Origin of the sequence: Enterobacter cloacae complex sp. P42RS (assembly GCF_014930595.1) — a bacterium.
Lineage (GTDB): Bacteria > Pseudomonadota > Gammaproteobacteria > Enterobacterales > Enterobacteriaceae > Enterobacter > Enterobacter bugandensis.
In genome coordinates this window covers 26,000-49,472 of sequence record NZ_JADBRK010000018.1, presented here as the reverse complement: position 1 = coordinate 49,472, position 23,473 = coordinate 26,000, and the positions used below count along the sequence as shown (strand labels likewise).

Below are 23,473 nucleotides of genomic sequence, written 5' to 3'. Positions count from 1 at the left end.
CGTTGAGGATAAAAATAATGAACACAACAACCTGTACCCACAAAGACAACCCCAATTTCTGGATCTTCGGGCTGTTCTTCTTTCTCTACTTCTTCATCATGGCCACCTGCTTTCCGTTCCTGCCGATTTGGCTGTCGGACATCATTGGCCTGAATAAAACCCATACCGGGATTGTCTTCTCCTGCATCTCGCTGTCGGCCATCGCGTTCCAGCCGGTGCTGGGCGTTATTTCGGACAAGCTGGGGCTGAAAAAACACCTGCTGTGGATAATCTCGGTGCTGCTGTTTCTGTTCGCGCCGTTTTTCCTGTACGTCTTCGCGCCACTGTTGAAAACCAATATCTGGCTGGGCGCGCTGAGCGGCGGGTTGTATATCGGCTTTGTTTTTTCAGCCGGATCCGGGGCCATTGAGGCCTACATTGAACGCGTGAGCCGCAACAGCCTCTTTGAATACGGCAAGGCGCGCATGTTTGGCTGCCTCGGCTGGGGCTTGTGCGCCTCAACGGGCGGCATCCTGTTCGGCATCGATCCGTCGTATGTTTTCTGGATGGGATCGGCGGCGGCACTTTTGCTGATGCTGTTGCTGGTGGTCGCGAAACCGAAGCCCAACCAGACGGCGCAGGTGATGAACGCCCTGGGTGCGAACCAGCCGCAGATCACCGCTAAAACCGTGTTCAACCTGTTCCGCCAGCGCAGAATGTGGATGTTCATCCTGTACGTGATTGGCGTGGCCTGCGTGTATGACGTTTTCGACCAGCAGTTTGCCACCTTCTTTAAAACCTTCTTCGCCACGCCGCAGGAAGGGACCCGTGCCTTTGGTTTTGCCACCACGGCGGGGGAGATTTGTAACGCCATCATCATGTTCTGCTCGCCGTGGATCATTAACCGCATCGGCGCGAAGAACACGCTGCTGATCGCCGGGGTGATTATGGCGACGCGCATTATCGGCTCGTCGTTTGCCACCACCGCCGTGGAGGTCATCGCCCTCAAGATGCTGCACGCCCTGGAAGTCCCGTTCCTGCTGGTGGGGGCATTCAAATACATTACCGGAGTGTTTGATACGCGCCTGTCGGCCACCATCTATCTGATTGGTTTTCAGTTTGCCAAACAGTCGGCAGCGATTTTCCTCTCCGCCTTTGCCGGAAATATGTATGACCGGATCGGCTTTCAGGAGACGTATCTGATGCTGGGCTGTTTCGTGCTGGCGATTACGGTGGTATCGGCGTTTACGCTGAGCAGCAGGCGGGAGATTGCTGCACGAAGTAACACGGTGGAGGCGAACCAGGCATAGGCGCTGTAAAACGACGAAACCCACCAGAGGTGGGTTTCATAAATCGCTTTGCCTATGGTGTACGCAACCAGAACCTATAAAAAGGGGAAGTAGACAGTACAGGCTTTCAGGACCAAATTCTAACGGTTGAAGGATCCACCGTCAACTGTATCTACAGGTCTATGGTATGCTTCGGCACATCGTTCTGGGAGCACGAATAAATGCCGCAAGCTACTAATTACAAACCGATTATTTCATTGATCTCATCAATACGCTTGGACGGATATCGCACAACGTTTCGTCCGAATAATGAATGCGAATTATACGGCATATACATCTGGTCTCAGCATGCAGCAGCGTCCATTTATCCTCTCCTCCAAAACCTTGAGATCTCTTTAAGAAACGCCGTCGACAGAGAAGCCAGGGTGAGATTTGGCGATATGTGGTGGGAAACGATTCACTGCACAAAAGACCGGGATGAGTGTCATTTCTATAAAAACATCGAAAAGGCTAAAGAGTGCCTTACCCGGGAATGGCGCAAAAAAGAGATGAGGCGCAGGCGAGGAGCTTATGCTCAGGTGCAACCGGTCCCGGAATGGAGTCACGATCGTATTATTGCCTCAACGGATTTTAGTACCTGGCATTATGTTTTGAATAATGAGTTTAACGCTCCCGCACCGCGAGATAATCACGGATATTTATGGCCAAAATCATTGAGTAAAGTCTTTAAAAATTACGCCAGAATCAACACGAACCCGCAAAAAGTCAGAAAAACGCTGATCGATCTCATCTTTGAACTGAGAGAGTATCGCAACCGTATTTCCCATCACGAACCTATCTGGGTTAAAGCGCCAAACGTGAATGACGCAAGAACGGCGATTGATACGATAAGAGTCAAGATAAACAAGATTGAACTTATCATCGAAGCCCTTGATATTAATCTGCTTAAGGTGATGAAAAAGGTAGGGCTGTTTGAGAATGCCAGACGCGTTTGCTCACTAGAAGAGCTCAATATCTATCGTTATACGAAACCGTTTTGTGCGTTATCGCCCGAGCAGATTGCCGTTATCGAACAGTACTGTCACGATGCGAAAGAGAGGAACGAAACCATCATCTGGGAGCATGATACGGTAGTTTATGGATTGAGAACCTTGCGCTAAAAGCAGGTGACGCGTGCGTTCCATCACCTGCTTTGCCGTTACGCTAAGTAAAACACTTCTTTCAGTTCCGAACTCACCGGGCTGTTATCCGGGTTCGACGGCATGACGTCAGCCATATATTTCCACCAGCGCTGGCACACGTCGGTATTCGCCACCGCGTTCCAGCGCTCCTCCGACTCAATCTCCACCGTCGCAAACAGCAGGTTGCGTGCTTTATCGAGGTAAATGGCGTAGTGGTGCGCGCCGTGGGTTTTCAGCACCGCATCCAGTTCGGGCCAGATCGGATTGTGGCGACGCGCGTACTCATCGTGCGCATCCGGGTTTATCTGCATCACAAACGCTTTGCGGATCATAATGCCTCCAGGTACAGCTCGCGGACCTCGTCGCGGCTGGCGGTGCGCGGGTTGCACGGCGCACACGGATCGGCGAGGGCTTTATCCAGCCAGCCTTCGATATCGGCTTTGGTGACGCCGAGCTGGCTGAAGCCTGACGGAATGCCGACGCGGGCGCTCAGGTCGCGAATCGCCTGAATGGCGGACATGCTTGCGGCTTCATCGCTCATCCCGCGGGTATCGACGCCCATTGCCTGCGCCACGCGGGCAAAACGCGCGACCGCGTTCGGGCGGTTAAAGTTTTCGATGATCGGCAGTAGGATGGCGTTGCACACGCCATGCGGCAGGTTGTGCGTTGCGCCCGGCTGGTGCGCCAGAGCATGTACCAGCCCCAGCCCGGCGCTGTTAAACGCCATACCTGCCAGGTACTGACCAAACGCCATCTGCTCGCGCGCTTCCAGGTTATGACCGTCGTCGACCGCTTTCGGCAGCCAGAGATTAATCAGGCGAATCGCTTCCAGCGCGTTGGCATCGGTCAGCGGGTGCGCGCCAACGGACACGTAGGCTTCAATGGCGTGCGTTAACGCATCCATACCGGTCGCGGCGGTCACCGGGGCCGGAATATCAAGCATCACGCTGGCATCGTCCACGGCAATATCCGGGATGATGTTCGGGTCGATAATCACCTCTTTCACCTGACGAGCGGAGTCGATGATCACTGCGTTGCTGGTCATCTCTGCCGCGGTGCCTGCGGTAGTGTTAATCGCCACCAGCGGCACGCCTGCGTTTTTCACCTTGCCGACGCCGGAGTAATCGGTAGACGGGCCTGGATTAGCGGTGAGGATTTTAATCGCCTTGGCGGTATCAATCGGGCTGCCGCCGCCAAAGGCGATGATGTAATCACACTCCGCGTCCCGGTAAGCCGCAAATCCTTTTTGCACCAGCGCTTCCGTCGGGTTCGGAAACACCTCATCGAACAGGTGATATGACATTTGATGGGCGTCCAGCGCGGTAAACAGGCTGTCGAGCAGGCCCAGTTTCACCAGTTGGCCGTCGGTGACAATCAGCGCTTTGCCCCACTGCCTGGTCGCCACCAGGGTGACCATATCGCCGATTGCACCCGCGCCATGCAGGCTAATTTTGGGAAGTGCCAACATAAAGCTCATGATAATTCTCCTTAACTATCGCCTGTGGCGTTACGCGTATAAATCCAGGGCCGACTGCATCGGGGTAACGCCAAAACGTTTGCCCAGCGCGATCAGCTCTTCCCGGGTGATGGTCTGCTTCATGCCGCCCATGGAGTAGACCTTCACCAGCACCTCCGCGGATTTCTCGGCGGTGTCGATCAGGCCGAAGGTTTCATCCAGCGTCGGACCGCTGCCGAAGACGCCGTGGAACGGCCACAGCACCAGCGAATGTTTTTGCATATCTTTGGCGGTCGCCTGGCCGATCTCGTCGGTACCCGGCACCATCCACGGCAGAATGCCGACGCCGTCCGGGAACACCACCAGACACTCGGTACTGCCTTCCCACAGCTTGCGGGTAAAGAAATCAGAATTATTTTCCAGCACGTAGGTCAGGGCGATCAGGTTAGTGGCGTGGCAGTGCATGATGACGCGGTCTTTGCCGTTGGTCGCCTTGATGCGCTCGCAGTGGGAGAGGAAGTGCGCCGGCAGTTCAGAGGTCGGCACCGCGTCGTCCGTTAGCCCCCACAGAATGTGGTAGCCCGCGCCGTCGCTGTCTACCCTCACGACGCCGAGATTGGCTTCCGGGTCCAGCTGAACGTTACGGAAGAACTTGCCGGAACCGGTAACGATAAACGGCGTGTTGGCGAGCAGCGGCATCGGCTGACTCAGGGCAATATAGCGCGGCTTCTGGTGAAAATCGGCGGCGTAGGGCTCGATGTCCGCATCGTCCAGGCGCAGCGTGAGGTTGCCGCCGTTGCGCTCGTCCCAGCCCTTCAGCCAGGCGTCGGAGGTGGCTTTGATCATGCCCTGGACGAACCAGGAGGTGGTGATGGTCTGCATACAGTGTTTCCTTTGAAAATGCCGGGTGGCGCTACGCTTACCCGGCCTGCTTTTACCTGTAGGCCCGGCATGCAATGCGCTGCCGGGCGATATTTTTTACTGACGAGCGGCGAGCACGTCTTTTTCATACGCCCGCACGTTGTCCAGCCACTGGCTGCCCGCAGGCGCATCGTGACGCTGGCAGTACATCTCCCATACCGCCTGCCACGGCAGGGATTTTTGCTCCTCCAGCAGCGCCAGACGCGCGGTGTAGTCGCCGTTTTCTTCAAGCTGTTTCAGCGCAGCAGTCGGCTCCAGCAGAGCGCGCAGCAGCGCTTTCTTCATGTTGCGGGTGCCGATAACCCACGCCGCGATGCGGTTGATGGAGGCGTCAAAGAAGTCGAGGCCGATGTGCACGCGGTCATACAGATCGTGGCGGATGATTTCGCTGGCAATCGCCTGGGTTTCGTCGTCCAGCAGGACCACGTGGTCGCTGTCCCAGCGCACCGGACGGCTGACGTGCAGCAGCAGGCGCGGCACGTAGAGCATGGCGGCGGATATTTTGTCGGAGATGACTTCCGTTGGGTGGAAGTGGCCAGCGTCCAGGCACAGCGCGGTCTGGCGGCTGGTGGCGTAGCCCATGTAGAACTCGTTCGAGCCGACGGTGTAGCTTTCTGCGCCAATGCCGAACAGCTTGCTCTCCACCGCGTCGATATGGTGCGCCGGATCCAGCTTCTCGCTGATGGCTTCATCCAGCGCGGCCAGCAGCCGCTGACGCGGGGCCAGTCGGTCTACGGTGATGTCCTTCATGCCGTCCGGGATCCAGATATTCATCACCGAAGGCGTGCCAAGCTGTTCGCCGAAATACGCCGAGACGCGTCGGCTGGCTTTGACGTGGTCGATCCAGAACTGCCGGATTTCGTCGTTGGCGTGTGCAAGGGTAAACCCGTCCGCGCTCAGCGGGTGCGAGAAGCAGGACGGGTTAAAATCCAGTCCCAGCCGGTTGGCCTTTGCCCACTCCACCCAGTTCTTAAAGTGTTCCGGTTTGATTTCGTTACGCGCGACCGGCGCGTCGGATTCGAGATAAATCGCGTGCAGATTCAGGCGTTTTGGCCCCGGGATCAGGCTCAACGCCATTTCAAGATCCGCACGCAGTTCGGTGGCGTTGCGCGCTTTGCCCGGGTAGTGACCCGTTGCCTGAATGCCACCCGTCAGGGAACCGCCCGGATTCTCGAAACCGGCGACGTCATCACCCTGCCAGCAGTGCATGGAGACGGGCAGACGGTCGAGCTGGCGCAGCGCCTCTTCGACATCCACGCCGACGGCGGCGAAACGCTGTTTAGCCAGGTCCCAGGCTTGTTCAAGTTGAGTGGTCATGCGCAAAGCTCCTTAGTCAGTCGTTTTTGCTGAAACTGCGCCCGGTAGCGGGCAATGTCATGGCAGGGATTGGGGGTGAAGGTGGTCAGGCTGTTATTCGCCGTCACCACCGAACGGAAATCGTCGACGTTTGATAGTTCGTCCAGCGTCATCAACTGAATGCCGATGTTGCCGAGCGTGGAAGCCTCTACGGGACCTGCCACCACGGTAATGCCGCAGGCATCGGCGCAGAGCTGGTTCAGCAGCTGGTTCTGGCAGCCGCCGCCCACGATGTGCAGCTGGCTGAACGGTTTACCGCGAAGGCTCGCCAGCTCGCTCAGGATGTCGGCATAGAGCAGGGCGAGGCTGTCAAAAATACAGCGCGCCAGCTCGGCGGGACGGGAAGGTACCGGCTGCCCCGCGTCAAAACAGGCGCCCTGGATCTCAGCGCTCATGTGCACCGGGTTAATAAAGCGGTCGTCGTTCGGGTTAATCAGGAAGGTGCAGGCCTTCAGCTTTTCGGTTTCCGCGATAAGCGCGGGCAGGTCGGTGACGTTCTGCTCTTTCAGCACCCGCTGGAGCAGCCACAGGCCCATGATGTTCTTCAGCACGCGGTAGCGTCCTTCGGCACCGCCTTCGTTGGTGATATTGGCGGCCAGCGCGGCGTCGCTGGTGTAAGGCGTTTTGCTCTCAAAACCCATCAGCGACCAGGTGCCGGAGGAGAGATAGGCCGCGTCTTTGCTGGCGAGCGGCGAGGCAATGACCGCGCTTGCGGTGTCGTGACTGGCGACGGCGACAACGGGAATTTCATTCCCCTGCGGGCAAATCCACTGGCCTATGACATTGCCCGGATGGGTTGGCGTGCCGAACCAGGACGGCGAGGCGCCCGTCCATGCCAGCAGGTGTTCATCCCAGTTATCGGTGTTGATATTGACCAGCTGCGTGGTGGTGGCGTTGGTGTATTCCCAGTTCATGTTGCCGGTCAGACGATAGCCTAAGTAGTCCGGGATCAGCAGCGCATGCGCCACCTTTTCAACCAGCTCTGGCTGTTGCTCCACCAGCGCGCGCAGCTGGTAAAGCGTGTTAAACGGCAGAAACTGAATGCCGCTGCGACCATAGATATTCTCCTTGCCAAGCTGCGCGATGGCGTGCGCCATCAGCCCATCGGTGCGGCTGTCGCGGTAGGAAACAGGCAGGCCGACGCGTTCGCCGTGACTGTCCAGCAGCACGTAATCCACGCCCCACGTATCAATGCCGATACTGTCGATGCGGATACCGTTTTCGCAGACGTTGTGAAGTCCGGTGCGGATCTCCGCTTCCAGCGCATCAATATCCCAGGTCACAAAACCGTCCTGTTTTTGCAGACAATTGGCGAAACGGTGCATTTCGCGTAGCGTAAGGGTGTGCTGGTCACAGTCCCAGGTGGCGAGCATTACACGGCCGCTGGATGCGCCTAAATCGACAGCCACACAATGGCGAAAAGTCATGGTCGGGTCCTTTCTTAAGTCATTAGCGATGAGTGTAAGAAAGGGAAGAAATAGCCACCTTCTCTCCACTGACAGCCCAAATCTCGCGCTGGCAAGAAAGCAAAGGTGAACGTGAGGGAGTTCACAGTTTCCAGTAATGGCGGGGTTTGCAGGCAGTGTGACGCTGACCGCATTTCCCGATCTTTCCGCCTGTTTCTTGAAAAACCGGCAGCTTTTGCGCGGTTTACTGTCAAAAATTTAAGGTGAGCGTGGAGGGCCTTAATTACTATTTTGAGAACTTTTCTCATTGGTGGGGGCCGTTATGACCGTACTGCACAGCGTCGATTTTTTTCCTTCGGGGGCTTCTCCCGTCGCGATTGAGCCACGGCTTCCTCAGGCTGCGTTCCCGGAGCATCATCATGATTTTCATGAGATTGTGATTGTTGAGCACGGAACAGGCATCCACGTATTCAACGGTCAGCCGTATACCATCAGCGGCGGTACGGTGTGCTTCGTGCGCGACCACGACAGGCACCTGTATGAACATACCGACAACCTGTGTCTGACCAACGTGCTCTATCGTTCCCCGGATGCGTTCCAGTTTCTCTCCGGGTTGAATCAGCTGTTGCCGCAGGAGAAAGACGGCCACTACCCGTCGCACTGGCGGGTGAATCAATCCACGTTACAGCAGGTGCGTCAGCTGGTGAGCCAGATGGAGCAGAGCGAGGACGTGCAGGAGACGCACGCGATTGCCACCCGCGAGTTGCTGTTTATGCAGCTGCTGGTGCTGCTGCGCCGCAGCAGCCTGGTGGAAGGGATGGAAAATAATGACGCACGGCTGAACCAGCTTATGGCCTGGCTGGAAGATCATTTCGCTGAAGATGTTTGCTGGGAAACGCTGGCGAACGACTTTTCGCTCTCGCTGCGCACGCTGCATCGTCAGCTCAAGCAGCATACCGGGCTCACGCCGCAGCGTTACCTTAACCGTCTGCGCCTGATCAAAGCGCGTCACCTTTTACGGCATACCGAAGAAAGCGTTACGGAAATTGCTTATCGCTGCGGTTTCGGCGACAGTAACCACTTTTCGACGCTATTTCGCCGGGAATTTAGCTGGTCGCCGCGCGATATTCGTCAGGGGAAAGACGCGTTGCTTCAGTAACGCGAGGGCAGTCACCGTTTTCAGGCCGCAAAAAAGCTAATAATGCCCGGTTATTCGCCGTAGAGGTTGTGGTGTGGCCGCTCAGTTAATTCTTCGCAAAGATGATTTTTTTGCCTCCGCGAGTCAGGCCGTCGCGGTGGCCGACCGTTACCCGCAAAATGTCTTTGCCGAGCACACCCATGAGTTCTGCGAGCTGGTGCTGGTGTGGCGCGGCAACGGCCTGCACGTCCTCAACGACCGGCCCTACCGCATCACGCGCGGGGATCTGTTTTACATTCGCGCCGAAGACAAACACGCCTACGCCTCGGTTAACGATCTGGTGTTGCAGAACGTCATCTACTGCCCTGACAGGCTTAAACTGAATGTCGACTGGGCGAGCAACATTCCGGGCATTCTGAATGCCGGAGGCGAACCGCACTGGCGCTTAAGCAGCAGCGGCATGGCTCAGGTGCGCCAGACGATTTCCCAGCTGGAGCAGGAGAGCCAGAAGAGCGACCCGGTGGCAAACCAGATGTCGGAGCTGCTTTTCGCCCAGCTGGTGATGACCCTGAAGCGTCATCGTTACGCCACGGATAATCCCTCCGCCACCACGCAGGAAGCGCTGCTGGATAAGCTGATCGCCCGGCTTGCGGGCAGTCTGAACAAGAGTTTCGTGCTGGAAAAATTCTGCGAGCAGGAGCAGTGCAGCGAGCGCGCGCTGCGCCAGCAGTTCCGCACCCAGACGGGGATGACGATAAACCATTACCTGCGCCAGCTGCGCATCTGCCACGCCCAGTATCTGTTACAGCATACGGAGCTGATGGTCAGTGAAGTGGCGATGCGCAGCGGCTTTGAGGACAGTAACTACTTTTCGGTGGTGTTTAACCGTGAGGTGGGGATGACGCCGGTTCAGTGGCGTCATCGCAGTCGAAAAGCAGCGTAATCAGTTCGCCATGCCGAGGCCGACGATATTGGCCGCAATGATAATCACCACGCAGCCCAGGCTCAGTACGCCAACCGGACGACGTCCGGCGTTGTTCCACTCCTTCAGCACCAGCCCAACCAGCCCGCCGCACAGCACGTAGAAGCTCATGTGCAGCATCCAGCTTATGTAGTCGTACTGCGGCGGAATGCTGGCGTGGCCCCAGGCGTAGAAGAAGAATTGCAGATACCACATCAGGCCGCCGAGCGCGGAGAGCAGAACGTTGGTAAGGATCAGCGGTTTTGCCAGCGAGAAGTCGGCTTTTACCGACAGGTTCTTCACTTTTGCCAGACGGATAAAGCAGAAACCGAGGTTTACCAGCGCGCCGCCGCCCATGATCACCACGTAGCTTGGCAGGGCAACATACAGCGGGTCAACGCCCAGCGCCGCAGCGGCGTCGTGCATCGGTTTGGCGGCGTTCATGGCGAACGACATGCCCGCCGAGAAGACTCCGCACATCACCGCCAGCAGGAGACCTTTCTTCAGGTTGAACTCTTCGGCCCTGATGCCCATCTTGCGTTCTTTTAGCTGGCCTGCGCGGGTGACGATCCCCACGCCGATCACCGCCACCAGCACGCCCAGCAGCGTCATCCGGCCGCCCTGGGTGTTGATCAGCACGTCGAAATGGCCGTTAAGGATTGGCGTCATCAGCGTGCCGACGATCAGCGTAATGCCAATCGCGATGCCGATACCCATCGACATCCCGAGGTAGCGCATGGTCAGGCCGTAGTTGATGTTGCCGATGCCCCACATTGCGCCGAACAGGAATACCGGTAGCAGGGTGGAGGCGTTGAAGGAGGAGAAGTAGCCCCAGAAATCGGGCAGCAGCATGGCGCTGATTGTCCACGGCAAAATCAGCCAGGACACGGTACCGCCAACGGACCACATGGTTTCCCACGACCAGCCTTTCACCTTTTTGAACGGGGCATAGAAACAGGCTGCACTGGCTGCGCCTATTAAATGCCAGAAGATACCCATCGTAATCGCATGATTCATTTTTACGTCCTCATCGTTTTTATAGCCGGAGGCTTCCCCCCGACTTGATGAGTGTAAAAATTAGGCTGTTCAGGAACCTTCAGAAGGTTGCCGCACTTTTGTTTTGAATGGCAATCAGCACGTTAAGCGCGTGAGCAGACTCACAATTCTTTTATTTCTCAAAAACCGAATAACCATATAAAAATTACGGCATTGATAATCATTTTCAATATCATTTAATTAACTATAATGAACCAACTGCTTACGCGGCATTAACAGCTGTGCCGCCCGACAACAATGGAGAGGATTATGAGTTATACACTGCCATCCCTGCCGTATGCCTACGACGCACTGGAACCGCATTTCGACAAGCAGACGATGGAAATCCATCACACTAAACACCACCAGACCTACGTGAACAACGCGAATGCTGCGCTGGAAAGCCTGCCAGAGTTCGCTAATCTGCCTGTTGAAGAGCTGATCACCAAGCTGGACCAGCTGCCAGCAGACAAGAAAACCGTGCTGCGTAACAACGCGGGCGGTCACGCTAACCACAGCCTGTTCTGGAAAGGCCTGAAAACCGGCACCACCCTGCAGGGCGACCTGAAAGCGGCTATCGAGCGCGACTTCGGTTCCGTAGACAACTTCAAAGCGGAATTCGAAAAAGCCGCTGCAACCCGCTTCGGCTCTGGCTGGGCGTGGCTGGTTCTGAAAGACGACAAGCTGGCGGTGGTTTCTACTGCTAATCAGGACTCCCCGCTGATGGGTGAAGCGATCTCTGGCGCATCCGGTTTCCCAATCCTGGGTCTGGACGTGTGGGAACACGCTTACTACCTGAAGTTCCAGAACCGTCGCCCTGACTACATCAAAGCGTTCTGGGATGTCGTGAACTGGGACGAAGCAGCAGCGCGTTTCGCCGCTAAAAAATAAGGTTGCATTGACGCCTGTGAGAAGCGAGTCTGAGGACTCGCTTTTTTTGTATCTGCGTAATGGAGGCAGCGATGCATTACCCGGTGAACGTGTTTACAGGCAAGGTAAGGGAGTACGACGGCAGCCGCCCAAGCGCCATCGCCAAAGTGCAGGTCGACGGTGAGCTGTCGCTGACCGAGCTCGGGCTTGTGGGCGACCAGCAGGCCGAAAAGAAAATCCACGGCGGGCCCGATCGCGCGCTGTGCCACTATCCGCGCGAGCACTATCAGCACTGGAAAACCGAATTTCCTGATCAGGCGGACCTCTTCGTCGCGCCCGCGTTTGGCGAAAATCTCTCAACGGAAGGGCTGACGGAAAAGAACGTCTTTATTGGCGATATTTACCGCTGGGGCGATGCCCTGATTCAGATCACCCAGCCGCGCTCGCCGTGCTTTAAGCTCAACTACCATTTCGGTATTCAGGATATGTCGGCCCAGCTGCAAAACGCGGGTAAAACCGGCTGGCTGTACCGCGTTGTGCAGGCGGGACAGGTTTCGGCGGATGCCCCGCTTGAGCTCGCGTCGCGTTTGAGCGACGTGTCCGTTTACGACGCCTGCGCGATTGCCTGGCATATGCCTTTCGACGATGAACAGTATCATCGCCTGCTGTCGGCGGCGGGGTTGTCTACCAGTTGGACGAGAACGATGCAAAAGCGGCGTATAAGCGGGAAGATCGAGAGTAGTTCGCGGAGATTGTGGGGGAAATAGGTTCCGTAGAAAGTAGGCCGGGTAAGGCGAAGCCGCCACCCGGCACATACCGTTACGAACGCTTATACAGCGGTAGCCACAGCGTTAACCGCAGCCCGCCCAGCGGGCTGTCGTCGGCTTTCACCCAGCCGCGGTGCTGCTGCATGGCGGTTTCTACAATCGCCAGACCCAGCCCCGTACCGCCGGACTCACGGTCGCGCGCTTCGTCGGTACGGTAGAACGGACGGAAAATCTGCTCGCGATCTTCCGGGCTGACGCCAGGACCGTCGTCATCGACAATGACGGTGATCCCGTCTTTATCCACCGAGAACGCCACTTCAATCTTCGTATGCGAGTAGCGCAGGGCGTTACGCACGATATTCTCCAGAGCGCTTTCCAGCGCGTTGGGGTTACCGTACAGCGGCCACGGGCCCGGCGGGAAGTTGACGGTGAACGATTTACCCATCTGCTCCGCTTCGAACGCCGCGTTGTCCAGCACCTCGTGCCACAGGTGATTGGCTTTCACCGTTTCGCTCACCAGCGCGTTTTTCTGCTGGTTGCGCGACATCACCAGCAGATCGTTAATCATGCTGTCCAGACGATGCGCTTCCGTTTCAATACGTTCCAGCTCTTTGCTCTCCCCGCTGCGGCGACGCAGCAGGGCGGTGCCCAGCTGTAAGCGCGTGAGCGGGGTGCGCAGTTCGTGTGAGATGTCCGACAGCAGGCGTTGCTGGGCCGTCATCATCCGATCAAGCGCGCTGACCATCTGGTTAAAACTGGTGCCGGCGGCCAGAAACTCCTGCGGCCCGGATTCCAGCTCCGGATGCTGTCTGAGATTGCCTTGTGCCACTTCGTCCGCCGCATTTTTCAGCTTACGCGCCGGTTTCGCCAGGCTCCACGCCAGCCATAACAGCAGCGGGGAACTGACCAGCATCGTGACGATCAGCAGCAGAAGCGGACGGTCAAACAGCAGGTTGATGAAGTCGGACTGGGAACTGCTCGCAGGGCGAATCAGGTAGAGCTGGTAGTTATCTTCCCCATCCCGTACCGAGAAAGGGCCGACCATCTCTACCCGACCATATTTCTTTTTCTGTGGGTGATCGGCGTTATCCGCCTGGCCAATAAAGTTGCGGATGATCTGCATTTCATTGCGATCGGCGCCAATCACGCGGCCTTCGCTGGTAACCAGCAAAAGACGTTGTCCTGGCGGCGCCCACTTGTCGATAGCGCGAAACAGCCTGCGCCACCACATTAAATCGTTCGGCGGATCGTTTGCCAGCTCCGCTTCCACGTGCTGCTCGATCATCACGCCCTGACGTTGCTCGCTGTCGAGCAGCTCCGTCATCTGGCGTGAGTCGAGTTTTGGCAACATCAAAACGAGCATTAAAACCAGTGCCAGCGTCAGCCAGAAGATGGCGAAGATGCGGGCGGTTAAGCTACCTATCATGAAGCAGAAACCATCAGATAACCGCGACCACGCAGGGTTTTAAACCATGGGTGACCGTCTTTACGCTCCGGCAGCTTGCGGCGCAGGTTAGAGATGTGCATGTCGATGGCGCGGTCAAACGGCGTGAGGCGTTTGCCCAGCACTTCCTGGCTTAAATGTTCACGCGATACCACCTGGCCAAGATGTTGCGCCAGTAGATACAGCAGTGTGAACTCGGTGCCGGTAAGCTCCAGCGTCTGGCCGTCGAAGCTTGCTTCCTGACGGCCTGGGTTCAGGCTCAGGGAGTCCACTTCCAGCGTTGGCGAGCTGTTGTCGGTATTCTGCTGCTGCTCGCTCCAGTGGGAACGACGCAGGATCGCGCGAATACGGGCCACCAGTTCACGGTCGTTGAACGGCTTCGGTAAATAGTCATCCGCACCCAGCTCAAGGCCGAGAACGCGGTCAAGCTCGCTGCCGCGGGCGGTCAGCATGATAACGGGGGTCTGGTGTGTCTGGCGAAGCTCTTTCAGCGTATCAATACCGTTTTTCTTTGGCATCATTACGTCGAGCAAAAGTAGATCGATGCTGTCGTCAAGGAGACTCAGCGCCTGCTCGCCATCATGGGCAACCAGGACGTTGAAACCTTCCATGTCGAGCAACTCCTTTAAAAGGGATGTGAGCTCTCGGTCATCGTCAACTAACAGGATTTTATTCATTGTTTAAATACCTCCGAGGCAGAAATTACGACATCAAGGCTATCTAATCCATGACTTTACGTTGTTTTACACCCCCTGACGCATGTTTGCAGCCTGAATCGTAGACTGTCTCTCGTTGAATCGCGACACGAAAGATTTTGGGAGCAAGTGATGCGCAAAGTTACCGCTGCCGTCATGGCCTCAACGCTGGCGTTCAGTGCGTTTAGCCAGGCTGCTGTAGCTATCATCGGCGATAACGGTTCCTCGCAAGAGGGCGCAACGCAGCACAGCAGCCAAAGCCATATGTTTGACGGCATAAGTTTAACCGAACATCAGCGTCAACAGATGCGAGATCTGATGCAGAGGGCACGACACGACCAGCCCCCTGTTAATGTTAGCGAAATGGAGACAATGCATCGCCTTGTCACCGCAGAAAATTTTGACGAAAGCGCTGTTCGCGCTCAGGCCGAAAAAATGGCACAGGAACAGGTTGCCCGCCAGGTAGAAATGGCGAAGGTCCGCAACCAGATGTTCCACCTGCTAACGCCCGAGCAGCAAGCGGTTTTGAATGCCAGACATCAGCAGCGTATGGACCAGCTGCGTGAGGTTGCACGGATGCAGCGAAGCTCAGAAGCGACGTTTTTCAGTAGCAATAGCAGTACCCGTAGTAACCAGTAAACCCTGTTTTCCTTGCCATAGACACCATCCCTGTCTTCCCCCACATGATGTGGGGGTTTTTTTTGCCCCGCATTCTGATTTGTTAACCGTTTATTCATCCTTTGCCTCCCCATGCTTCCGTTATACTAGCGGCATGACATGACAGGAGCGTTTATGAATCAATCCTATGGAAGGCTGGTAAGCCGGGCCGCCATTGCGGCGACCGTCATGGCCTCTGGCCTGCTGCTGATCAAAATCTTTGCCTGGTGGTATACCGGCTCGGTCAGTATTCTGGCGGCGCTGGTGGATTCACTGGTCGATATCGCCGCCTCGCTGACCAATCTTCTGGTGGTGCGTTACTCGCTGCAGCCGGCGGATGAAGAGCACACGTTTGGGCACGGCAAGGCGGAATCGCTCGCGGCGCTGGCGCAAAGTATGTTCATTTCTGGCTCTGCACTGTTCCTGTTTTTGACCGGTATCCAGCATCTGGTTTCGCCTTCACCGATGAACAATCCCGGTGTCGGCGTGGTCGTCACGGTCATTGCACTTATAAGCACACTTGTTCTGGTAACGTTCCAGCGCTGGGTCGTTCGCAAAACGCAAAGTCAAGCCGTACGGGCGGATATGCTTCATTATCAATCTGATGTTATGATGAATGGGGCTATTCTTATTGCGCTCGGTCTGGCCTGGTATGGCTGGCATCGGGCCGATGCGTTGTTTGCGTTAGGGATTGGTATCTATATTTTATATAGCGCCCTGCGGATGGGGTATGACGCGGTGCAATCACTGCTCGATCGCGCTCTTCCGGACTCAGAACGTAACGAAATTTTTTCTATCGTGACCTCCTGGCCCGGCGTCAGCGGTGCACACGATCTTCGAACGCGGCAGTCAGGGCCGACCCGCTTTATTCAGATTCATATTGAAATGGAAGACAACCTGCCACTGGTACAGGCTCACGTTATTGCTGAGCAGGTCGAGCAGGCGATTTTGCAGCGTTTTCCTGGTTCAGACGTCATCATTCACCAGGATCCCTGCTCGGTTGTACCCGGACATGTTGGGCTTTCGTAATTCGTTGTAAAAAAGTGAGCCAGGCCAGCATTTTGTGTATAAATTACCGCCATTTGGTCTGACCTGAATCAATTCAGCCAGAAGGGATTGATATACTATTTGCAGTATTCGTTGGTCGATAAGTTTCTTCCGGCAACAGATTTCAATTTTGCATTCCTAAGTTCAGAGGTAGTCATGATTAAGAAAATCGGTGTGTTGACAAGCGGCGGTGATGCGCCGGGCATGAACGCGGCAATTCGTGGGGTTGTCCGTGCAGCGCTGACGGAAGGTCTGGAAGTTTTTGGTATCTATGATGGTTACCTGGGTCTGTATGAAGACCGTATGGTTCAGCTCGACCGCTACAGCGTGTCTGACATGATCAACCGTGGCGGTACCTTCCTTGGGTCTGCGCGCTTCCCGGAATTCCGTGACGAACACATCCGTGAAGTGGCTATCGAGAACATGAAAAAGCGTGGTCTGGACGCGCTGGTCGTTATCGGCGGTGACGGCTCGTACATGGGTGCAAAACGTCTGACCGAAATGGGCTTCCCGTGCATCGGCCTGCCGGGCACCATCGACAACGACATCAAAGGCACTGACTACACCATCGGTTACTTCACCGCGCTGGGCACCGTTGTGGAAGCCATTGACCGCCTGCGTGACACCTCTTCTTCTCACCAGCGTATCTCTATCGTTGAAGTGATGGGCCGTTACTGCGGTGACCTGACCCTGGCAGCGGCTATCGCCGGTGGCTGTGAGTTTGTGGTGGTTCCTGAAGTGGAATTCAGCCGCGAAGATCTGGTTGCAGAAATCAAAGCCGGTATCGCGAAAGGTAAGAAACACGCGATTGTGGCTATCACCGAGCACATCTGTGACGTTGACGAGCTGGCGAAGTACATCGAAACCGAAACTAAACGCGAAACCCGCGCGACCGTTCTGGGCCACATCCAGCGCGGCGGTTCCCCTGGCCCGTACGACCGTATTCTGGCGTCCCGTATGGGCGCGTACGCTATCGAGCTGCTGCTGCAGGGCCACGGTGGCCGCTGCGTCGGTATTCAGAACGAACAGCTGGTTCACCATGACATCATCGACGCGATTGAAAACATGAAGCGTCCGTTCAAAGGTGACTGGCTGGACTGCGCGAAAAAACTGTACTGATCCTTAGAGCCCTCTTCTTTCTGAAGAGGGCTTTTATTCCTCCACGTTATAGCCAATCTTTTTTTATTCTTTAATCATCGATTCGCTTTCTGGCACGCTGCATTCATCAAAACACTACACAAGAGAGCTGGGCGATGAATAAATGGGGCGTGGGGTTAACGTTATTGCTGGCATCGACCAGCGTGCTGGCAAAGGACATTCAACTTCTCAACGTGTCGTACGACCCGACGCGTGAGCTGTACGATCAATACAACAAAGCCTTCGCGGCGCACTGGAAGCAGGAAACCGGCGATAACGTGGTGGTTCGCCAGTCGCACGGTGGCTCTGGTAAGCAGGCGACATCTGTGATTAACGGTATTGAAGCCGACGTGGTTACCCTGGCGCTGGCCTATGATGTCGACGCTATCGCCGAGCGTGGCCGTATCGACAAAAACTGGATCAAACGCCTGCCGGACAACTCCGCGCCATACACCTCGACCATCGTCTTCCTGGTGCGTAAAGGCAACCCAAAACAGATTAAGGACTGGAACGACCTGATCAAACCGGGCGTTTCTGTGATTACCCCGAACCCGAAAAGCTCCGGCGGGGCACGCTGGAACTACCTGGCGGCCTGGGGCTACGCGCTGCACCACAACAACGGTGACCAGGCTAAAGCACAGGAGTTCGTCAAATCCCTGTACAAAAACGTTGAAGTGCTGGACTCCGGCGCGCGCGGTGCAACTAACACCTTCGTCGAGCGCGGAATTGGCGACGTGCTTATTGCCTGGGAAAACGAAGCCCTGCTGGCGACCCACGAACTGGGTAAAGACAAGTTTGAGATCGTGACTCCGAGCGAATCCATCCTCGCCGAGCCGACCGTTTCCGTGGTCGATAAGGTCGTTGATAAGAAAGGCACCAAAGCGGTGGCGGAAGCCTACCTGAAGTATCTCTACTCGCCGGAAGGCCAGGAAATCGCGGCGAAGAACTTCTATCGTCCGCGCGATGCGGCTGTCGCGAAGAAATACGACAGCGAATTCCCGAAACTGAAGCTCTTCACCATTGATGATGTGTTCGGCGGCTGGACGAAAGCGCAGAAAGAGCACTTCTCTAATGGCGGCACCTTCGACCAGATTAGCCAGCGTTAACGGTTAGCAAACGACACGGCGACCCGGTGTGAGAAATCCACCGGGTTTTTTATTTGGTCATCATTTTGCGTTACTCTTTTGCCTCTATTGAAAACAGGGAACGCGTTGTGAAAAAAATTATCTTACTGATCCTGATTGTCATCGCCCTTGCCGCAGGCGGCGTGTACTGGATAAAAGCGGGTAATCCGAATGCGTTGCGCCATATCGTCCTCGACCAGTGTCTGCCTAATCAGCTGCAACACCGTAACCCGGCACCCTGCGCGCAGGTGAAGCCTGATGCGGGCTATGTAGTATTTAAGGACCGCAACGGGCCGCTGCAGTATCTGTTGATGCCAACGTATCGCATCAACGGCACCGAAAGCCCGCTCCTGACCGAGCCTCATACGCCAAACTTCTTCTGGCTGGCGTGGCAGTCGCGCAGCTTTATGACCCTGAAGCGTGGCTCTGAAGTGCCGGACAGCGCTATTTCGCTGACGATTAACTCACCGACCGGACGCACGCAAAACCATTTCCATATCCATATCTCCTGCCTGCGCCCGGACGTGCGCGAGAAGCTCAACGCGGCGCAGGGAGATATCAGCACCCAGTGGCTACCGTTCCCGGGTGGGCTGGAAGGGCATGAGTACCTCGCACGCCGGGTGACGGAGAATGAACTGGTCCAGCGCAGTCCGTTTATGATGCTGGCGGAAGAGCTGCCGGAGGCGCGCGACCATATGGGACGCTTCGCGCTGGCGATGGCGCAGCAGTCGGATGGTTCGTTTGTTTTGCTGGCGACCGAGCGTAACCTGCTCACGCTTAACCGCGCGTCGGCAGAGGAATTGCAGGATCATCAATGCGCTATCCTGAAGTAACCCCACTATAAATCGCGTTTACTCAGGCTGCCTGTCACCGTAGACTTGCTGAAAAAATCTACAGGAGACAGGTATGTCGCTCTGGTTAACGCATCCTCTGCTGCTGCCCTCGCTGATCGTCGGCGTCACCATCGTGCTGTGGGCGACGTCGCTGTTGCCGGAATTTATCACCGCGCTGCTGTTTTTCACGGCGGCGATGACCGCCAGAATCGCCCCGCCGGAGGTGATTTTTGGCGGTTTTGCCTCGTCGGCCTTCTGGCTGGTCTTCAGCGGCTTTGTGCTCGGCGTGGCGATCCGTAAAACCGGCCTGGCGGACAGGGCCGCCCGGGCGCTGTCGGCAAAGCTCACCGACTCCTGGATGCTGATGGTGGCGAGCGTGGTATTGCTCAGCTACGCGCTGGCGTTTGTGATGCCGTCAAACATGGGGCGTATTGCGCTGCTGATGCCCATTGTCGCGGCGATGGCGAAACGCGCCGGTATCGCCGACGGATCCCGCGCCTGGTTCGGCCTTGCGCTGGCAGTCGGCTTCGGTACCTTCCAGCTCTCGGCCACCATTCTGCCCGCCAACGTGCCTAACCTGGTCATGAGCGGCGCGGCGGAAGGCTCGTACGGCATTCACCTGAACTATGTCCCGTATCTGCTGCTGCACACGCCGGTGCTCGGTATTCTCAAAGGCCTGATTCTGATTGGCCTCATCTGCTGGCTGTTCCCCGGCAGCCCGAAACCGGCGAAGGATTTCACGCTGTCTGAACCGATGGGGCGTGACGAAAAACGACTCGCCTGGCTGCTGGTGGTGGTGCTGATGATGTGGGTGACGGAGAGCTGGCACGGCGTGGGGCCGGCGTGGACGGGGCTGGCGGCCTCGATTATCGTTATGCTGCCGCGCATTGGTTTTATCACCGGCGAGGAGTTCTCGGCGGGGGTAAATATGCGCACCTGCATTTACGTTGCGGGTATTCTCGGGCTGGCGATCGTCGTGACGCAAACGGGTATCGGAGCGGCCGTAGGCGAGGCGCTGCTGCGCATAATGCCGCTGGATGCGGGCAAACCATTCACCAGCTTCCTGGCGCTAACCGGAATTACTACGGCACTCAACTTCATTATGACTGCCAACGGCGTTCCGGCGCTTTACACCACGCTGGCGCAGAGCTTCTCGGACGCGACCGGTTTCCCGCTGCTGTCGGTAATCATGATTCAGGTACTGGGCTATTCCACGCCGCTGCTGCCGTATCAGGCGTCGCCGATTGTGGTGGCGATGGGGCTAGGAAAGGTGCCTGCAAGGGCGGGGATGGTGCTCTGCCTGGCGCTAGCGATTGCGACGTATCTGGTGCTGCTGCCGCTGGATTATCTGTGGTTTAGCGTGTTAGGGCGTTTGTAGCGGCGGGTAAGCGCAAGCGCCACCCGCCACAAAGGCCATTACGCCTGTTTAGCCGCTTCTGCCGCTTTAACGATCACCGCGAAAGCGTCCGCTTTCAGGGATGCACCGCCAACCAGCGCGCCATCGATATCTGGCTGGGTAAACAGCTCAGCAGCGTTGGAGGCGTTTACGGAGCCGCCGTACTGGATGATCACTTGCTCAGCCACTTTCGCGTCGGCTTTAGCAATGTGGTCACGGATGAATTTGTGAACTGCCTGAGCCTGCGCAGGGGTAGCAGATTTGCCGGTACCGATCGCCCAGACTGGCTCGTAAGCGATAACCGCGCCTTCGAACGCTGCCGCGCCCTGCGTTTTCAGCACGGCGTCGATCTGACGTGCACACACTTCTTCGGTTTTGCCCGCTTCGTTTTCCGCTTCGGTTTCACCGATGCACAGAACCGGGATCAGACCCTGCTCTTTCAGCACGGCAAATTTCTTCGCGATGAACTCGTCAGATTCTTTGTGGTAGGTGCGACGCTCGGAGTGGCCGATGATGATGTATTTCGCGCCGATATCTTTCAGCATTTCAGCGGAAGTTTCACCGGTGAACGCGCCAGACAGGTTAACGTCAACGTTCTGCGCGCCCAGCACAATGTGGCTGCCGTCAGCGGCACGTTTAGCCAGATCCAGGTACATATCCGGCGGAGCGATAGCAACCGCGCAGCCGGTCACGCCAGCCAGCTCTTTACGCAGGTTTGCAACCAGTTCGTTTACCATATGGCGGCTGCCGTTCAGTTTCCAGTTACCCATCACTAAAGGATGTCGCATTTCAATTCTCCACGCTAAATAAGCGAATTAAGGAATATGGCCGCCCTGTCGGGCAGCATGGTCTGTGAATCAGTATAGAGATTTTCCCTCGAAAGGCTTTGCTTTTTGTCATTAATTGGCCCCGCCAAGGGTGTCAGATAGCGCCAGCTTAATCGGTTCAACGGCGAAGGTCAGTCCTTTTTCGCCGTTATCCGCCACTACATAGCGAATCGCGCCTTCGGTTGTGGCGTAGTACCGCTTGTTTTTACCGGCGGCCAGCAGCTTTTGCAGCTTTTGCTGGCTCTGCTTTTTCGTCAGCGCAGGTGTAAACGCCTGCAGCACCGCGCTCATGTAATCAAGCGCCTTCGATTTAGCCGCTTTCTGCTCTGGCCCCTGAATCGGCAGCCAGGTGATTTGCATGCTTTTGATTTTTAACGTACCGCGCTCCAGCGCCGTGGAAGCATACAAATTCTCGTTAATCTTGCTCGCTGCACGGGTCAGTGTAGGGGTATCGCGCGAGCTATCAATGGCGCGAAACTCATCCAGCGGCAGCCCTGGGTTGGCCTGATTGAAAGCTTCGCGAAACTGGCTGATGGACTGATCGAAAGACGGTGCGCCCGCCAGCAAATACGGCGCAGTGGTGGGGGCCGCGGTGTTGGCGGCGTGCAGCGGAAAACCCGCGCCGAGCATCGCTAAACACAGGAAAAGAGAATGTGCCGAATTTTTCATCAACATTGCACCTGGCCGTAAGTGCTCATGATTAAAACGATATCTGGTCGGCTTGTCAAAAGGTCACAACTCCAGGGTAAAATGCGGGCTAAACGATAATAAGGAACCTTACATGACCATACAGCAGTGGCTGTTTTCATTCAAAGGGCGTATTGGACGCCGTGATTTCTGGGTCTGGATGGTGACGTGGGTCGTCGCCATGCTGCTTCTTTTTTTCGTTGCCTACAACGCCTGGCTGAGCACGCAAACGGCGGCATTTGCACTGGTCTGCCTGCTATGGCCAACGGCGGCCGTCGTGGTGAAACGCCTGCACGATCGCGGCCGCTCCGGCGCGTGGGCATTTTTGATCATACTGGCGTGGATGCTGGTGGCAGGGAACTGGGCGATGCTGCCTTCCATCCTGCCGTGGGTCGTGGGCAGGCTGCTGCCGTCGGTCATCTTCGTGATGATGATTGTCGATCTGGGCGCGTTTATCGGCACCCAGAGCGAAAATAAATACGGTAAAGATACCGTCGAGGTGAAATACCGCTGATCACCAGTAGTGTTCGGCGGTCATATGACCCGGCCGGCGGCGTAGATGTTTCGTCATCTGCCGGGTATCCTTCAGAAGCTGCTGCGTGTCCCGGACCATCTGCGGGTTACCGCACAGCATGACGTGGCTGGTTTCGGCCGTCATCGGTAAACCCACCGCGTCTTCCAGTGCGCCGCTCTCAATTAACGCCGGTACGCGACCGGTAAGCGCTCCTGCTACGGTTTCGCGGCTGACTACCGTCTGAATCTTTAACTTTCCGCCGTACTGCTGTTCCAGCGCCTGCATCTGCGGGAGATAGCTTAAATCTGCGGCATAGCGCGCGGCGTGCACCAGCACGATGTTTTTGAAGCGCTCCAGATCCTTACCGTACTGCAAGATAGAGAGATACGGACCGATGGCCGTGCCGGTTGCCAGCATCCAGAGCGTGTCACAGTCAGGGATCTCTTCAAGCACAAAGAAGCCTGCCGCTTCGCTCACAATCTGCACATCGTCGCCGGGCTTAAGGGCGGCAAGGCGCGGGCTGAGCTTACCGTCAGGAACGGTGACCAGATAGAACTCGAGATCCGGGTTATCCGGCGCGTTAACGTAAGAGTAGGCGCGCTGCACGCGCTCGCCGTCGACATCCAGCCCCAGCTTGGCAAATTGCCCGGCCTTAAACGGGTGAACGGGAGCATGCAGGGTGAGACTAAATAGCGCATCGGTCCAGAATTCTATCTTTGTGACTTTACCTGTTACCCAGTCCGCCATGATCTT

24 protein-coding genes are annotated in these 23,473 nt (G+C 56.5%); 13 read left to right on the top strand and 11 right to left on the bottom strand.

Going from position 1 to position 23,473, the window contains the following annotated elements:
• Nucleotides 1-17: 17 nt before the first annotated feature.
• The gene (locus IM314_RS18110) at nt 18-1,289 is read left to right on the top strand and encodes an MFS transporter (RefSeq protein ID WP_192972064.1); all 1,272 of its coding nucleotides are present in this window, start codon (nt 18-20) and stop codon (nt 1,287-1,289) included.
• A 200-nt stretch (nt 1,290-1,489) separates the two neighbouring features.
• Nucleotides 1,490-2,428, top strand: a complete 939-nt coding sequence (locus IM314_RS18105; protein WP_052682972.1) for an Abi family protein — start codon at nt 1,490-1,492, stop codon at nt 2,426-2,428.
• 38 nt (nt 2,429-2,466) lie between these two features.
• Here IM314_RS18105 and rhaM read toward each other — a convergent pair whose 3' ends face one another.
• From rhaM to rhaB, 5 genes are all read right to left on the bottom strand, one after another.
• Nucleotides 2,467-2,781, bottom strand: coding sequence for an L-rhamnose mutarotase (rhaM, locus tag IM314_RS18100; protein WP_193359240.1), 315 nt, complete (start codon nt 2,779-2,781; stop codon nt 2,467-2,469).
• On the bottom strand, nt 2,778-3,926 hold the full coding sequence (gene fucO, locus IM314_RS18095) for a lactaldehyde reductase (protein WP_193359241.1): 1,149 nt from the start codon (nt 3,924-3,926) through the stop codon (nt 2,778-2,780). The genes rhaM and fucO overlap by 4 nt, the downstream gene beginning before the upstream one ends.
• 30 nt (nt 3,927-3,956) lie before the next feature.
• Nucleotides 3,957-4,787, bottom strand: coding sequence for a rhamnulose-1-phosphate aldolase (gene rhaD, locus IM314_RS18090; protein ID WP_041911782.1), 831 nt, complete (start codon nt 4,785-4,787; stop codon nt 3,957-3,959).
• Nucleotides 4,788-4,883: 96 nt separating this feature from the next.
• Nucleotides 4,884-6,143, bottom strand: coding sequence for an L-rhamnose isomerase (rhaA, locus tag IM314_RS18085; RefSeq protein ID WP_193359242.1), 1,260 nt, complete (start codon nt 6,141-6,143; stop codon nt 4,884-4,886).
• Nucleotides 6,140-7,609 (bottom strand): rhamnulokinase, encoded by a 1,470-nt coding sequence (gene rhaB, locus IM314_RS18080; RefSeq protein ID WP_193359243.1) that lies wholly within the window; start codon nt 7,607-7,609, stop codon nt 6,140-6,142. Before rhaB ends, rhaA begins: the two co-directional genes overlap by 4 nt.
• Before the next feature lie 301 nt (nt 7,610-7,910).
• Here rhaB and rhaS point away from each other — a divergent pair, with 301 nt between their 5' ends.
• On the top strand, nt 7,911-8,747 hold the full coding sequence (rhaS, locus tag IM314_RS18075) for an HTH-type transcriptional activator RhaS (protein ID WP_193359244.1): 837 nt from the start codon (nt 7,911-7,913) through the stop codon (nt 8,745-8,747).
• 73 nt (nt 8,748-8,820) lie between these two features.
• Nucleotides 8,821-9,669 carry an HTH-type transcriptional activator RhaR gene (gene rhaR / locus IM314_RS18070; protein ID WP_041911786.1) on the top strand — a complete coding sequence of 283 codons (849 nt, stop codon included), beginning with the start codon at nt 8,821-8,823 and terminating at the stop codon, nt 9,667-9,669.
• On the opposite strand, the gene rhaT is transcribed toward rhaR, so the two are convergent.
• Complete coding sequence (rhaT, locus tag IM314_RS18065; protein WP_045630604.1) at nt 9,670-10,704, bottom strand: L-rhamnose/proton symporter RhaT; 1,035 nt, start codon at nt 10,702-10,704, stop codon at nt 9,670-9,672.
• Nucleotides 10,705-10,992: 288 nt separating this feature from the next.
• Between rhaT and sodA the strand changes: the two genes are divergently transcribed.
• Both sodA and yiiM read left to right on the top strand, forming a co-directional pair.
• Nucleotides 10,993-11,613, top strand: a complete 621-nt coding sequence (sodA, locus tag IM314_RS18060; protein WP_047736671.1) for a superoxide dismutase [Mn] — start codon at nt 10,993-10,995, stop codon at nt 11,611-11,613.
• A gap of 71 nt (nt 11,614-11,684) precedes the next feature.
• Entirely contained in the window at nt 11,685-12,359 is a 675-nt protein-coding gene (yiiM, locus tag IM314_RS18055; protein WP_193359245.1) for a 6-hydroxyaminopurine reductase, read from the top strand.
• Nucleotides 12,360-12,411: 52 nt separating this feature from the next.
• Here the strand turns inward: yiiM and cpxA are convergent, their stop codons facing one another.
• Nucleotides 12,412-13,785 carry an envelope stress sensor histidine kinase CpxA gene (cpxA, locus tag IM314_RS18050; protein WP_003862003.1) on the bottom strand — a complete coding sequence of 458 codons (1,374 nt, stop codon included), beginning with the start codon at nt 13,783-13,785 and terminating at the stop codon, nt 12,412-12,414.
• A complete protein-coding gene (gene cpxR / locus IM314_RS18045; protein WP_006179159.1) occupies nt 13,782-14,480 on the bottom strand; it encodes an envelope stress response regulator transcription factor CpxR in 699 nt (232 codons plus the stop codon). The genes cpxA and cpxR overlap by 4 nt, the downstream gene beginning before the upstream one ends.
• A gap of 150 nt (nt 14,481-14,630) precedes the next feature.
• Between cpxR and cpxP the strand changes: the two genes are divergently transcribed.
• The 6 genes from cpxP to IM314_RS18015 all read left to right on the top strand — a co-directional run bounded on the left by cpxP (nt 14,631) and on the right by IM314_RS18015 (nt 20,674).
• Entirely contained in the window at nt 14,631-15,137 is a 507-nt protein-coding gene (gene cpxP / locus IM314_RS18040) for a cell-envelope stress modulator CpxP (RefSeq protein WP_041911789.1), read from the top strand.
• A 153-nt stretch (nt 15,138-15,290) separates the two neighbouring features.
• Nucleotides 15,291-16,184 (top strand): CDF family cation-efflux transporter FieF, encoded by an 894-nt coding sequence (gene fieF / locus IM314_RS18035; protein WP_028014853.1) that lies wholly within the window; start codon nt 15,291-15,293, stop codon nt 16,182-16,184.
• 174 nt (nt 16,185-16,358) lie between these two features.
• Entirely contained in the window at nt 16,359-17,321 is a 963-nt protein-coding gene (gene pfkA / locus IM314_RS18030; protein ID WP_028014852.1) for a 6-phosphofructokinase, read from the top strand.
• A 134-nt stretch (nt 17,322-17,455) separates the two neighbouring features.
• Nucleotides 17,456-18,445 (top strand): sulfate ABC transporter substrate-binding protein, encoded by a 990-nt coding sequence (locus IM314_RS18025; RefSeq protein ID WP_028014851.1) that lies wholly within the window; start codon nt 17,456-17,458, stop codon nt 18,443-18,445.
• A gap of 107 nt (nt 18,446-18,552) precedes the next feature.
• Entirely contained in the window at nt 18,553-19,296 is a 744-nt protein-coding gene (locus IM314_RS18020; RefSeq protein WP_045630631.1) for a CDP-diacylglycerol diphosphatase, read from the top strand.
• Between the two features lie 73 nt (nt 19,297-19,369).
• Nucleotides 19,370-20,674, top strand: coding sequence for an SLC13 family permease (locus IM314_RS18015; protein ID WP_193359246.1), 1,305 nt, complete (start codon nt 19,370-19,372; stop codon nt 20,672-20,674).
• A gap of 38 nt (nt 20,675-20,712) precedes the next feature.
• Here IM314_RS18015 and tpiA read toward each other — a convergent pair whose 3' ends face one another.
• A complete protein-coding gene (gene tpiA / locus IM314_RS18010) occupies nt 20,713-21,480 on the bottom strand; it encodes a triose-phosphate isomerase (protein ID WP_006808674.1) in 768 nt (255 codons plus the stop codon).
• Between the two features lie 111 nt (nt 21,481-21,591).
• Nucleotides 21,592-22,188, bottom strand: coding sequence for a DUF1454 family protein (locus tag IM314_RS18005; RefSeq protein WP_041911791.1), 597 nt, complete (start codon nt 22,186-22,188; stop codon nt 21,592-21,594).
• Between the two features lie 112 nt (nt 22,189-22,300).
• On the opposite strand from IM314_RS18005, the gene IM314_RS18000 reads away from it, so the two are divergent.
• Nucleotides 22,301-22,720: a DUF805 domain-containing protein gene (locus tag IM314_RS18000; RefSeq protein ID WP_028014847.1), complete on the top strand. Its 420-nt coding sequence runs from the start codon at nt 22,301-22,303 to the stop codon at nt 22,718-22,720.
• Here the strand turns inward: IM314_RS18000 and fpr are convergent, their stop codons facing one another.
• Nucleotides 22,721-23,467: a ferredoxin--NADP(+) reductase gene (gene fpr / locus IM314_RS17995; protein WP_047362494.1), complete on the bottom strand. Its 747-nt coding sequence runs from the start codon at nt 23,465-23,467 to the stop codon at nt 22,721-22,723.
• Nucleotides 23,468-23,473: the final 6 nt, after the last annotated feature.

Coding starts and splice junctions, on each gene's coding strand:
- IM314_RS18110 (WP_192972064.1), top strand. CDS start 18: ATGAACACAACAACCTGTACCCACAAAGACAACCCCAATTTCTGGATC.
- IM314_RS18105 (WP_052682972.1), top strand. CDS start 1,490: ATGCCGCAAGCTACTAATTACAAACCGATTATTTCATTGATCTCATCA.
- rhaM (WP_193359240.1), bottom strand. CDS start 2,781: ATGATCCGCAAAGCGTTTGTGATGCAGATAAACCCGGATGCGCACGAT.
- fucO (WP_193359241.1), bottom strand. CDS start 3,926: ATGAGCTTTATGTTGGCACTTCCCAAAATTAGCCTGCATGGCGCGGGT.
- rhaD (WP_041911782.1), bottom strand. CDS start 4,787: ATGCAGACCATCACCACCTCCTGGTTCGTCCAGGGCATGATCAAAGCC.
- rhaA (WP_193359242.1), bottom strand. CDS start 6,143: ATGACCACTCAACTTGAACAAGCCTGGGACCTGGCTAAACAGCGTTTC.
- rhaB (WP_193359243.1), bottom strand. CDS start 7,609: ATGACTTTTCGCCATTGTGTGGCTGTCGATTTAGGCGCATCCAGCGGC.
- rhaS (WP_193359244.1), top strand. CDS start 7,911: ATGACCGTACTGCACAGCGTCGATTTTTTTCCTTCGGGGGCTTCTCCC.
- rhaT (WP_045630604.1), bottom strand. CDS start 10,704: ATGAATCATGCGATTACGATGGGTATCTTCTGGCATTTAATAGGCGCA.
- sodA (WP_047736671.1), top strand. CDS start 10,993: ATGAGTTATACACTGCCATCCCTGCCGTATGCCTACGACGCACTGGAA.
- yiiM (WP_193359245.1), top strand. CDS start 11,685: ATGCATTACCCGGTGAACGTGTTTACAGGCAAGGTAAGGGAGTACGAC.
- cpxA (WP_003862003.1), bottom strand. CDS start 13,785: ATGATAGGTAGCTTAACCGCCCGCATCTTCGCCATCTTCTGGCTGACG.
- cpxR (WP_006179159.1), bottom strand. CDS start 14,480: ATGAATAAAATCCTGTTAGTTGACGATGACCGAGAGCTCACATCCCTT.
- cpxP (WP_041911789.1), top strand. CDS start 14,631: ATGCGCAAAGTTACCGCTGCCGTCATGGCCTCAACGCTGGCGTTCAGT.
- fieF (WP_028014853.1), top strand. CDS start 15,291: ATGAATCAATCCTATGGAAGGCTGGTAAGCCGGGCCGCCATTGCGGCG.
- pfkA (WP_028014852.1), top strand. CDS start 16,359: ATGATTAAGAAAATCGGTGTGTTGACAAGCGGCGGTGATGCGCCGGGC.
- IM314_RS18025 (WP_028014851.1), top strand. CDS start 17,456: ATGAATAAATGGGGCGTGGGGTTAACGTTATTGCTGGCATCGACCAGC.
- IM314_RS18015 (WP_193359246.1), top strand. CDS start 19,370: ATGTCGCTCTGGTTAACGCATCCTCTGCTGCTGCCCTCGCTGATCGTC.
- tpiA (WP_006808674.1), bottom strand. CDS start 21,480: ATGCGACATCCTTTAGTGATGGGTAACTGGAAACTGAACGGCAGCCGC.
- IM314_RS18005 (WP_041911791.1), bottom strand. CDS start 22,188: ATGAAAAATTCGGCACATTCTCTTTTCCTGTGTTTAGCGATGCTCGGC.
- IM314_RS18000 (WP_028014847.1), top strand. CDS start 22,301: ATGACCATACAGCAGTGGCTGTTTTCATTCAAAGGGCGTATTGGACGC.
- fpr (WP_047362494.1), bottom strand. CDS start 23,467: ATGGCGGACTGGGTAACAGGTAAAGTCACAAAGATAGAATTCTGGACC.